General features: G+C 69.1%; 10 protein-coding genes. 4 read left to right on the top strand and 6 right to left on the bottom strand.

From position 1 onward, the window contains the following. Both ELI80_RS09890 and ELI80_RS09885 read left to right on the top strand, forming a co-directional pair. A partial coding sequence (locus ELI80_RS09890) for a glycosyltransferase (protein ID WP_328592247.1) occupies window positions 1-742 on the top strand: 742 nt, incomplete at its 5' end. Window positions 743-755: 13 nt separating this feature from the next. Further along, window positions 756-1,586, top strand: coding sequence for a Stf0 family sulfotransferase (locus tag ELI80_RS09885; protein WP_136651365.1), 831 nt, complete (start codon window positions 756-758; stop codon window positions 1,584-1,586). Window positions 1,587-1,945: 359 nt separating this feature from the next. Here ELI80_RS09885 and ELI80_RS09880 read toward each other — a convergent pair whose 3' ends face one another. After that, window positions 1,946-2,776, bottom strand: a complete 831-nt coding sequence (locus tag ELI80_RS09880; protein ID WP_136651364.1) for a 3-oxoadipate:acetyl-CoA acetyltransferase — start codon at window positions 2,774-2,776, stop codon at window positions 1,946-1,948. A gap of 53 nt (window positions 2,777-2,829) precedes the next feature. Beyond that, window positions 2,830-3,633 (bottom strand): 3-oxoadipate enol-lactonase, encoded by an 804-nt coding sequence (pcaD, locus tag ELI80_RS09875; RefSeq protein ID WP_136651363.1) that lies wholly within the window; start codon window positions 3,631-3,633, stop codon window positions 2,830-2,832. Between the two features lie 479 nt (window positions 3,634-4,112). Here pcaD and ELI80_RS09865 point away from each other — a divergent pair, with 479 nt between their 5' ends. Both ELI80_RS09865 and ELI80_RS09860 read left to right on the top strand, forming a co-directional pair. Further along, window positions 4,113-5,078 carry a LysR family transcriptional regulator gene (locus ELI80_RS09865; protein ID WP_136651362.1) on the top strand — a complete coding sequence of 322 codons (966 nt, stop codon included), beginning with the start codon at window positions 4,113-4,115 and terminating at the stop codon, window positions 5,076-5,078. A gap of 403 nt (window positions 5,079-5,481) precedes the next feature. Further along, window positions 5,482-6,708, top strand: coding sequence for an MFS transporter (locus ELI80_RS09860; RefSeq protein WP_136651361.1), 1,227 nt, complete (start codon window positions 5,482-5,484; stop codon window positions 6,706-6,708). Window positions 6,709-6,799: 91 nt separating this feature from the next. Here the strand turns inward: ELI80_RS09860 and ELI80_RS09855 are convergent, their stop codons facing one another. Genes ELI80_RS09855 through ELI80_RS09840 form a run of 4 tightly spaced genes read right to left on the bottom strand, consistent with a single transcriptional unit; the run spans window position 6,800 to window position 10,555 of the window. Beyond that, window positions 6,800-7,582 (bottom strand): heme ABC transporter ATP-binding protein, encoded by a 783-nt coding sequence (locus ELI80_RS09855; RefSeq protein ID WP_136651360.1) that lies wholly within the window; start codon window positions 7,580-7,582, stop codon window positions 6,800-6,802. After that, the gene (locus ELI80_RS09850) at window positions 7,579-8,655 is read right to left on the bottom strand and encodes a FecCD family ABC transporter permease (protein WP_438943064.1); all 1,077 of its coding nucleotides are present in this window, start codon (window positions 8,653-8,655) and stop codon (window positions 7,579-7,581) included. The genes ELI80_RS09855 and ELI80_RS09850 overlap by 4 nt, the downstream gene beginning before the upstream one ends. A 5-nt stretch (window positions 8,656-8,660) precedes the next feature. Beyond that, window positions 8,661-9,545 carry a heme/hemin ABC transporter substrate-binding protein gene (locus ELI80_RS09845; RefSeq protein WP_136651359.1) on the bottom strand — a complete coding sequence of 295 codons (885 nt, stop codon included), beginning with the start codon at window positions 9,543-9,545 and terminating at the stop codon, window positions 8,661-8,663. Then, entirely contained in the window at window positions 9,503-10,555 is a 1,053-nt protein-coding gene (locus ELI80_RS09840) for a hemin-degrading factor (protein WP_136651358.1), read from the bottom strand. Before ELI80_RS09840 ends, ELI80_RS09845 begins: the two co-directional genes overlap by 43 nt. Between the last annotated feature and the right edge of the window lie 85 nt (window positions 10,556-10,640).

Below are 10,640 nucleotides of genomic sequence, written 5' to 3'. Positions count from 1 at the left end.
TCATGCACTAAGATTACAAACGGACCACCTCAGGGGGGCAGGCCAACTCAACCTCGTGAATGCGGATGGCAGCTATACGGGGGTCCCCCCGCCCGACTCCACGGACCCTGCCCACCGAATCGGAAGCGATGCCGTTTCAATGCCTCTTGCAGGCTGGAGAGAGCACTGGGGCACCGCCATTCACAGGGCGGACCGACTGACCGTCTTTTCAGAAAGCAGCGCCCGGATCGTGGAAGAGGTCTGGCCGGAGGCCCGCGACAGGATCGCCTGTCAACCCCATCGGGCGATGATCGAAGTTCCTCCGTTGCTGCGGCCGTGCCAAAAGGGCCCGGGCGTCATCGGTGTCCTGGGGGCCATCGGCGCGGTGAAGGGGGCGCAGATCGTGTCGGACCTCGCGTATCTGCTGGACCGGCTGCCGAATGGCCCGCGACTTGTCATCGTGGGAGAGTTCGACCACAGCTTTCCGCTTCCCGTCTCGGCCAAGGTGACAGGCCGCTACGATCCTGCGAGCCTGCCAGGCATGCTTTCGACACACGGCGTGACGGCGTGGCTGATGCCCTCGATCTGGCCCGAAACCTTCTCCTTCACGACACGCGAGATGCTCGCAACGGGACTCCCGGTCATGGCCTTTGACCTCGGTGCCCAGGGCGAAGCGGTGCGCGCGGCCCCGAACGGCCACATCGTTCCACCCGTTCCGCAGTCTATCTACGCATGCTACCGCCAACTGCACGCCAGAACGTGAGGACAGCAGACGCATGAAACCCATCAGCGAGGCTCTTGCCCAGCAAGGCCCCCACGAGCGCATCATCCGCACGCTCTTCCCGGGGGCTTTCGTCCGGGAGGGCACCGAACCCCTGTTCACGAAACCGCTTTACCTTCTCGCCTTCACGAACAGATCCGGGTCGAACCTGCTGGCAGACTATCTGCGTCAGACCCGTGAATTCCGGGGATTCGGAGAAGGCCTGAACTGGGACACGGTCCAGCGCAGTCTTGAACAATACCCTGCGGACAGCTTTCCTGACTACGTCGCGCGGCTTGCCGGCCCCTTGAACGAGCCGGGCCGCTGGGGGATCAAGGCCTCTTGGGAACAGATCGTCATGCTGAAGCGGGCGAACATTTTCTCCATGTTCCCGAGCGTTCAGGTAATCCATTCGGTGCGCGAGGACCTGGTGGGGCAGGCGGTGTCTCACTGGATCGCCCACCAGACCAATCAGTGGACGAGTGCGCAGCAGGGAAGCGGCGTCAACCCCGACTACGCGGGTGATCGCATCGAACATATCCTGATGGATGCCGTCAGGTCCAACGGCTTTATCGACCTGATCTGCCGCACGCTCGACCTGCCGCGACACGTCGTTGTCTATGAACGGCTGCAGGCAAATCCCGCGGACGAAATCAGCCGGCTTGGCCGCGCACTTTCCCTTGACCTGGATGGTTGGCAGCCGGGAACGCCCCGCATTGCGCGCCAGCGTAATGAAACGAATGCCGCTTTTCGGAGCAAATGTATGCAGGACTGGATGGAAGCGATTCGCGACGACACTGTGCTTCGTGCCCGTCGCCCGGATGGTGCGCCGGGTCGTTGCGACTGAAAGGCCTTTTCGGAAGTTTTACCAGGGCGCGAGACCTCCGCTTTGAGGCACTGGACCAACGCATGCACCCCGGTCCGGATCGGCGGGCCTCTGCGATGCAGGTCACACTGAATCTCTTGCGCTCGGCAAGACGACCGCGGCCAGCTTCATCGAGGCCCTCAACAGCAAGCCGAAGCGGAAAGCCTCTCGCCGGCGTCACCCTTCCGCCTTGTGACAAAACCGGAAACTGCACCTACAGCCGCTCCAAACCTCATTGGCAGGGCAGTGCGAAGCAGCCGGCCTTTCGCATCGCCACAACCGATAGCTGGCCATGTTTCCGGCCTTAGGAAAACGTCAGTGCCGCCCCCCAACCCCTCCCTTCAGCGTGCCGCCAGCCCTAACAGCGCGCGCGCCTGCTGCCAGGTGGCCACGGGGCGGTCGTACCGGGCGCAGATCTCGGCCGTGCGGGCGACCAGCGCCGCGTTCGAGGGCGCGAGGCGATCGCGGTCCAGGCGCACGTTGTCCTCCAGTCCCGTGCGCGCGTGCCCGCCCGACGAGATCGCCCATTCGTTCAGCACGATCTGGCTGGGCCCGATGCCGGCCGCGCACCACGGCGCATCCTCGCCGAACAGCCGCTTCACGGTATGGACGTAGTAGTCGAAGACGTCGCGGTCGGCGGGCATCGCGTTCTTCACGCCCATGACGAACTGCACATAGGGCGTGCCGGCAAGCCGGCCGTCGTCGGCCATCTTCCTGGCCTGCAGGATGTGGCTGAGGTCGAACGCCTCGATCTCGGGCTTCACGCCGTACTTCAGCATCTCCGAGGCGAGCCAGTCCACCAGCTCCGGCGGGTTCTCGTAGACGCGGTTGGGGAAGTTGTTCGATCCCACCGACAGCGACGCCATGTCGGGGCGCAAGGGCAGCATGCCGCCGCGCGCCTGGCCCGCGCCGGAGCGGCCGCCGGTCGACAGCTGCACGATGATGCCGGGGCAGTGCTTTTCCAGCCCTTCCTTCAGCGCGGCGAAGCGCTCGGGGTCAGAGCTGGGTTTGCCCTCGTCGTCGCGCACGTGGCAGTGGGCGATAGCGGCGCCGGCCTCGAACGCCTCGTGCGTGGACTCGATCTGCTCGGAGACGGTTATCGGAACCGCCGGGTTGTTCTCCTTGGTCGGCAGGGATCCGGTGATGGCGACGCAGATGATGCAGGGGGTCATGGGGTGCTTCTCGTGGTTCTGTCCGGCAGCGGACGAAAGGGTGGCAGGTCGCCTCAGCTCCGAGGGGTCCGGGGGGCCAGGAACGCCGTCAGGGTGGCGTTGAACCGGTCCGCGGATTCGAGGTTGAGGAGGTGCCGGCCGGGCAGGGACGCATGCTGGCCCTGCGGCACGGCATCGGCGATCGCAGCGAGGTCGGCGGGCGGACAGACCGGGTCGTCCTCGCCCGAGACCGCCAGCAAGGGTGCCTCGATCGCGGCGATCTCGCCCCGCAGGTCGGCGCCGGCGAGCGCCGCGCAGCAGCCGGCATAGCCGTCGATCGAGGTGGCGGCGAAGCTGTCCAGGATCGCCTTGACGGCATCGGGATGCGCGGCGCGGAAGTCAGGGGTGAACCAGCGTTCCGCGGTGGCGGAAACGAGCGTTTCAAGTCCGTTGGCGCGGACGTCCTCGATCCGGGCGTTCCAGCTTTCCGGCGTTCCGATCCGGGCCGCCGTGGCGCAGACGGCGATGCGGTCCAGCCGCGCGGCGGCATGGACGGCGAGCCACTGCCCGGTCAGGCCGCCGATGGAAAGGCCGCAGAAATGCGTGCGGTCGATCCCCAGCGCGTCCCATAGCGCGATCACGTCGGCGCCGAGGTCGGCCAAGGCGTAGGGCGGGGGCGGGGAGTTGGACTTGCCGTGTCCGCGGCGGTCGTAGCGCAGGATGCGGAAGCTGCCCGACAGGCCCGCCACCTGCGCGTCCCACATGTGAAGGTCGGTGCCGAGGGAGTTGCAGAAGGTCAGCCAAGGCTTGTCCGCCGCGCTTGCGTCGCCGTCGATGCGGTAGTGCAGGCGGTGGGTCGGCAGGTCGAGGTAGGGCATGTGGCGCTCTTTGAGATGGTGCGGCGCGCGGACCTTGCCGCGCGCCGTCTGGTTCGGGGATCAGGCGGCGGCGGCCGCAGCCTGTCGCGCGGGCGTTCGGCGCTGAGGGCGAAGACCAGCATCGCCATCGCCGAGACCGCCGCGGGGATCGCGAAGATCAGGAAGTTCTGTCCCAGCGGCAGTTCCCGCGCCAGCAGCACGCCCCCCAGCGTCGGGCCGACGATGGCGCCGATCCTCAGCCGAAGAAGGACAGCCACAGCATCAGCGCACGAAGCGCCCGACAGGGCGAGGGGGGCGTATGACTGGTTCATGACGCAACGTTGCATCAGCAGGCCGTCGTGCGTCCAAGACCATTTGGCTTGATTATGATACCTTTAGGGTATAGTTCTTAAATCCGCGCTGACATTTCAGCCGCTTCTTTTGCTGCAAACAACCTGAATCAGACTGAAGAACAACCTGTTCGAATCGGGGGATCAGGCATGGATCTGCGCCAGTTGCGCTATTTCGTGGCCGTCGCGCGCGAACGGAACTTCACCCGTGCGGCGGCGAATCTGCACATCGCGCAGCCGCCCCTCAGCCGGCAGATCCAGCTGCTGGAGGATGAGCTCGGCGTGGCCCTGATCGTCCGCAAGAGCCGTCCCATCAGGCTGACCGATGCGGGCCGGCTGTTCTACGAGCAGGCGCTCCAGGTGCTCGGCCGTGTCGACCAGATGAAGGACGCGACGCGTCGGGTCGGCATGAACCGGAACCGGGTGCTGTCGATCGGCTTCGTGGCATCGACGCTTTACGGAGGGCTGCCCGCGCTGGTCAGGAAGCTGCGCCAGAGCGCGCCGGAACTGGACATCCAGCTGCTGGAGATGCTGTCTATCCAGCAGATCCCGGCATTGAAGGAAGGCCGCATCGACATCGGCTTCGGCCGCCTGAAGCATGCCGACCCGAATGTCGTCAGCACGGTTCTGCGCGAAGAGCGCCTGGTCGTCGCGGTGCCGCAGGACACCCCGCTTTCCCGCGAGACGACGCCGCTGGCCCTGGGGGCGATCTCGGGGCAACGTCTGATCGTCTATCCCAAGGAGCCGCGTCCCAGCTATGCCGACCAGGTGTTGAGCCTGCTCCGGGACGAAGACGTCCACCCGGCCGATGTGCTTGAGGTGCGCGAGATCCAGACCGCGCTCGGCCTCGTTGCGGCCGAATCCGGCATCTGCATCATCCCGTCCTCGGCCCGGCAGATGCGATCGGACGTCCGCTACCGGGCGATCGACAGCCCCCGCGCGACTTCTCCCGTCATCCTCAATCACCGGGCCGGCGACAACTCGCGCTACCTGGATCTGGTCAGGAAGCTGATCCGCGACATCTATGCCGAGCCGCCCGCCTGGCTGGCTGCGAACAACGTCCAGCCGACGTCCGCCGACGGCGACGGGACGTCGAAGGGACGGTCTGGATCCTGACGGGCGGTCCTCTCCGGAAGCCCGGGTAGAGGGCGAGCGATGGTTGCGGGCAAGAAGCGAGCCCGAGGAGATCGTGGTCTCTCCTCGCTCATCGGCATCCATGCACCGCGACCGCTTGACCCTGCCATGAGGCAAATCTGTCCCCTGCAGTGACCGCGACGAACCACCGAGATCGAACCTCAGAGCCAACTTCTCCCGCCCGGCCGCGCGAGCGAGAAGCCCGTTGCGGCGCATGAGCGGTGACAGGACGATCCGGGATGCAGGACGCGCCGGGTGTCTGGTGAGCAGGGCGACGGCGCGGGCTGCGATATCGCCGGTTCCGCTCCGGACGGTTTGCCTGCAAGGTGACAAGGTCTGGTGACGCCGCGCCGCGCACTGCATCTGCAACTCCACCGGGGAACCCATGTCGCAACCTGCAAGCACTCCGGTCGAGGCCTGCCCTCCCGCGCATCACGATCACGCGCGAGGCAACATCGCCCGGCTGACCATCGCGCAGGCGCTGGCCGGGGCGAACGCGGTCGTCGTCTATGCCACCGGCGCCATCGTCGGGAACATGCTGGCGCCCAGTCCCGCGCTGGCCACGCTGCCCATCTCGGTGTTCGTGGTGGGCATGGCGGCCTGCACCCTGCCGGCCGGGGCGATCGCCCAGCGTCATGGCCGCCGCGCCGCCTTCCTGACCGGGACGGGCTGCGGCGTCCTAGTCGGGCTGCTGGCGGCGCTGGCGGTCGTGGTGGGCTCGTTCTGGCTGTTCTGCGCGGCGACCTTCTTCGGCGGCGCCTATGCGGCGGTGGTCCTGTCCTTCCGCTTCGCGGCGGCCGACTGCGTCCCGCCCGAGCGGCGTCCCCGCGCCCTGTCCTTCGTGATGGCGGGCGGGGTCTTCGCAGGCGTGATCGGTCCGCAGCTCGTGACCTACACCATGAACCTGTGGCCGGCCTACATGTTCGCGGCGACCTTCGTGGCCCAGGCGGCGGTGGCGGCCCTGTCGGCGGTCATCCTGGCGGGCGTTCGCCTGCCGAGGCCCACGGCGCAGGACGTGGCGGGCGGCCGCCCCCTCATCGTCATTGCGCGGCAGCCGCGCTTCGTCATCGCCGTCATCTGCGGGGTCGTTTCCTACCTGCTGATGAACTTCCTGATGACCGCGGCGCCGCTGGCCATGCAGATGTGCGGGCTGTCGCAGGAATCGTCCAACCTCGGGCTCCAGTGGCACGTGATCGCCATGTATGCGCCCAGCTTCGTCACGGGTCGGCTGATCACCCGGTTCGGGGCGACCTCCGTCGTCGTTGCCGGGCTTGCGCTGACGGGGCTGTCCGCGGCCGTCGGGCTGATGGGCATCGACGTGGCGCATTTCTGGCTGACGCTGATCCTGTTGGGGCTCGGCTGGAACTTCGGCTTCGTCGGCGCCTCGGCGATGGTGCTCGAATGCCACCGGCCCGAGGAGAAGGCGCGGGTGCAGTCGCTCAACGACTTCGTCGTGTTCGGGACGATGGCGGTCGGCTCGTTCCTCTCGGGCGGCCTGCTGGCTGCCTATGGGTGGGACGCCGTGCTGTGGCTGTCCTTCGTCCCCCTCGCGCTGGCGGTGGTGGCGCTCCCGGCGGCCTCAAGCGCGCGGCGCAGCGAGGCTGCGGGGTGAAGGGCAGGGCGCCCGGCACGACGAGTGCTGGCAGCGATCCGGTTCGGGCAAAGCAGGCCATCCGGCGGGCGCGGCGCCGCGCAGCCAGGCGTCACGCCTCCGCTTCCTCCCTCGCCAGCACTATCATGCCCCGTGGCGGCAGCGGATGTACCTGCAGATTGCAGCCATAGACGACGGTAAGGCGCGCGGGCGTCAGCACCTCGGCCGGGGTTCCCTGCGCCGTGACCCGGCCGTCCTGCAGCAGCAGCACGCGATCGGCATGGGCCGCCGTCAGGTTGAGGTCGTGCAGCACCGCCACCACGCCGCCGCCCTCGGCGGCAAAGGCGCGGGCCAGCCGCATCACCATCAGCTGGTGGCCGATGTCGAGGCTGCTCACCGGCTCGTCCAGCAGCAGCCAGCGCGGGCCGTCGGGCCCGACCGCCGATCCCGCCTGCGCCAGCACCCGCGCCAGGTGGACGCGCTGCTGCTCGCCGCCCGACAGCTGCTGGAACAGGCGGCCGCCGTAGCCCGCAAGATCCACGCGGGCAAGGGACCGTTCGATGATTGCCGCGGCGTTCGTGGCGCCGCCCGCTTCGGCGCCGAGCCGCACGACCTCTGCCACGGTGAAGGGAAAGGACAGCGGCGTCGATTGCGCCAGCACGGCCCGCATCGTCGCCATCAGCGGCGCAGGCATCGAACGGATGTCGCGGCCGTTCAGGGCCAGCCCGCCCGTCGAGGGAAGCTCGCCCGTGATCGCGCGCATCAGCGTCGTCTTGCCCGAGCCGTTCGGGCCGATGATCGCGGTGACCTCGCCTTCCCGCGCGGTCAGGTCGATGCCGGTCAGCACGTCGCGGCGGCCGAGCCTGACGGAGAGATCGCGCACGGTCAGCGTCACAGGTCCATCACTCCGCGCTGGCGCAGCAGGATGGCGATGAAGACCGGTCCGCCCGCGATTGCCGTGATGATGCCGATCGGCAGTTCCGAGGGCGCGACGATGGTGCGGCTGACGAGGTCGGCCAGCACCAGAAGCACCGCCCCCAGAAGCGCCGCGTTCGGCAGCAGGCGGCGGTGATCCGGCCCGGTCGCAAGCCGCAGGAGATGCGGCACGACCAGGCCGATGAAGCCGATCCCCCCGGATATCGCCACCGCCGCGCCGACCGAGGCGGCGACGGTCAGCACGGCCACGCGCTTGGTGCGCTCGACGGGCATGCCCATGTGGAAGGCCGCGGCCTCTCCCAAAGCGAGGCCGTTCAGCCCGCGCGCGAGGAACGGCGCGGCGATCAGCGCCGCCATCATCAGCGGGCCTGCGGCGATGAGCTGCGGCCAGCTGGCCCCGGCGAGGCTGCCCATGCTCCAGAAGGTCAGCGTCCGCAGCTGGCTGTCGTCCGCGAGATAGATCAGCAGGCCCGAGGCTGCCCCGGTCAGCGCCGCCAGGGCGATCCCGCCCAGCAGCATCGTCGCGACCGAGGTCCGGCCTCGTCGTGACGCGATGGCATGAAGGACCAGCGTCGCCGCAAGCCCGCCGAAGAAGGCCGCGAGCGGAACGAGATTTACGCCGGCCGCAGCCGCGAGCGCGGGGGGCAGCGCGCCGCCGAGCACGATGGCCGTGATCGCCCCCAGGCCCGCGCCGGCGGACACGCCGACCAGCCCCGGATCGGCCAGCGGGTTGCGGAACAGCCCCTGCATCACCGCGCCCGACACGGCCAGCGCCGCGCCGACCAGCAGTCCCGTCACGAGGCGCGGCAGGCGGATCTGGAACAGGACGAGGCTGTCGGAAGGGCTCAGCGCCTCGCCGCGCGCCAGCGCCGAAAGCGTATCGACCAGCGACACGCCCGAGGCCCCGGCGCCGAGCGACAGAAGCGACACCGCCAGCACCGCCGCGACCAGCACCAGCGTCATGCGCCGGGCAAGCCCGCTGCGATCACCGTCGGTCCGGATCCCAAGGGCGGCAGGATCTGCGGCGATCACGTCCGTCACTCCGCCAGGGCGCGGGACAGGTCGCGCACGGCGTCGGCGGTGCGCGGACCGAAGCCCAGAAGATAAAGCCCGTCCATCCGCACCACCCGCCGCGCGCGTCCCGCAGGGGTCGCCGCCAGGGCCGGGTTCGACAGCAAACTGCTGATCGCCCGGTCGTCGTCGGGCTCGCTTTCCGGGTCCGCGGCGCCGCGGTTCATCGTCACGATCACCTCGGGCGCGGCGCCTGCCAGCGCCTCGCTGGTCAGCGGCTTGTAGCCCTCGAACCCGGCGACGGCGTTGACGCCCCCCGCAAGCCGTATCATCGCATCGGCCGCGGTTCCGGTGCCGCTGGCAAGGATGCGTCCCCCATCCGCCGCCATCACGAACAGCACGCGGGGGTGCGGGCGGGTTGCGGCCTCGGCTTCCACTTGCGCCAGATCGGCGGTCACTCGCGCGGCGAGCGCCTCGGCCCGGTCCCCGGCCCCGAGCGCCTCGCCCACGACACGGATGCGCTCGGCCACGCCTTTTGCATCGAAGGCATCGGGCACGGTGACGACGGGCACGCCGCCGGATCGCAGCAGTTCGACAGTGGCCGGCGGACCCGCGCCTTCCTCGGCGAGGATCAGGTCGGGGCGGACCGACAGCACGCCTGCCGCCGACAGCGCGCGGACATAGCCGAGGTCGGGCAGCGCGCGCACGGTCTCCGGCACCGTCGAGGTGGTGTCGCGGCCGACCAGCCGGTCGCCCTCGCCAAGCGCCGCCACGATTTCCGTGACCGAGCCGCCGAGCGAAACCACCCGGTCCTGCGCCGCCGCCCCAAGCGGCGCCAGCGCAAGGGCGAGGCCGAGAACGGCGCGGATCACGCCGCAAGCCCCGGCAGGGCTGCGACACGCGCCGCCCATGCGTCGGGATCGCCGCCCCGGTCGGCGCGCAGGCCGAAGACCTGCAGGATCAGCGAGCCTGCCGCGTCGAACGCCTCGACCGAGATCGCGGGGCCGCGCTGGGTGGGCTTGTCCACCGCCCACACCTCGGCCACGTGGTCGGCGCGCAGGTGCAGGTTGAACCGCTCGTCCAGGACGTTCAGCCACGGCCCCATCGGCTTCAGCGTGTGGACAGGGCCGGAATGGATCTCGATGCAGCCCATGTTGCCGACGAAGATCATCGACCCCATGCCGTCGCCCGCCAGCTGTTCCAGGAGCAGCGCCAGCGCATCGGGGCTAAGCGGGCGGGTGAAGGGCGCGCCCGCGACGCGGTAGGCGCCGAGGCGGTTCATCTTCATCTTGCGGACCAGCGCGTTGAACTGGTGCGTGTCGGTCATCCGGGTCCATTCGCGCCGCAGGATGTCGACCTTGTCCGGCGCGGATTTCGCCGGTTCGACGGCGGCGCGGGGGGTGAAGGTCGCACTGTCCGACTGATCCTCGACGGCCAGCGCACCCTTCAGCGTCTCCCACGCGGCAAGGTCGGACCCGGCGCGCAGGTGGATCTTGTGGACCGCGTCGCCTGCCGCATCGAACACCTGCACCGAACGGCGCGGGCCGGCTTCGCCCGGCAGCTCGACCGCGAAGGCATGGACCCACCGCGACGGGAAGATGCGCAGGTCGATGTCCTTGTCCAGCGTCATCGCGGCGTGGTTGCCGGGGTGGTAGGCGCGATAGACGCCGACCTTCTCGATCACGCAGGACGGGTTGCGGGTCAGCGCCATGACCTCGCCCAGGGGCTCGACCAGCGGGATCAGCCGGTCGGGCGTGGCGTCGATCCGCAGCGCGCCGTGGCCCACGCGGGCGGCGACCAGCGCGCCTTCGGGGACGCCGAGATTGGCGGCGAGGTCATGCGGGCGGACGGTCGAATCCGCCAGCGCGGCACGCAGGGCAGATGGGTCGGCAGCGGTCTGGATCGGGCTTTGATCGGTCATGTCGTCCTTCCGGGGCTCCACTTGCGCGCCGCATCGAACCGGCGCGGCAGGTTCTTGACTGAAACTATCGGATTCTCTACCCAGC

This window comes from Paracoccus aeridis (genome assembly GCF_004923205.2).
In the GTDB taxonomy this organism is placed as follows: domain Bacteria; phylum Pseudomonadota; class Alphaproteobacteria; order Rhodobacterales; family Rhodobacteraceae; genus Paracoccus; species Paracoccus aeridis.
The sequence above is the reverse complement of the archived record's forward strand: the minus strand, read 5'-3'. Positions and strand labels throughout refer to the sequence as shown.

What these genes read in the sequence shown, in the direction of transcription:
- ELI80_RS09840 (WP_136651358.1), bottom strand. Translation starts at nt 10,555, where the DNA reads ATGACCGATCAAAGCCCGATCCAGACCGCTGCCGACCCATCTGCCCTG.
- pcaD (WP_136651363.1), bottom strand. Translation starts at nt 3,633, where the DNA reads ATGCCCTACCTCGACCTGCCGACCCACCGCCTGCACTACCGCATCGAC.
- ELI80_RS09845 (WP_136651359.1), bottom strand. Translation starts at nt 9,545, where the DNA reads ATGGGCGGCGCGTGTCGCAGCCCTGCCGGGGCTTGCGGCGTGATCCGC.
- ELI80_RS09880 (WP_136651364.1), bottom strand. Translation starts at nt 2,776, where the DNA reads ATGACCCCCTGCATCATCTGCGTCGCCATCACCGGATCCCTGCCGACC.
- ELI80_RS09860 (WP_136651361.1), top strand. Translation starts at nt 5,482, where the DNA reads ATGTCGCAACCTGCAAGCACTCCGGTCGAGGCCTGCCCTCCCGCGCAT.
- ELI80_RS09865 (WP_136651362.1), top strand. Translation starts at nt 4,113, where the DNA reads ATGGATCTGCGCCAGTTGCGCTATTTCGTGGCCGTCGCGCGCGAACGG.
- ELI80_RS09885 (WP_136651365.1), top strand. Translation starts at nt 756, where the DNA reads ATGAAACCCATCAGCGAGGCTCTTGCCCAGCAAGGCCCCCACGAGCGC.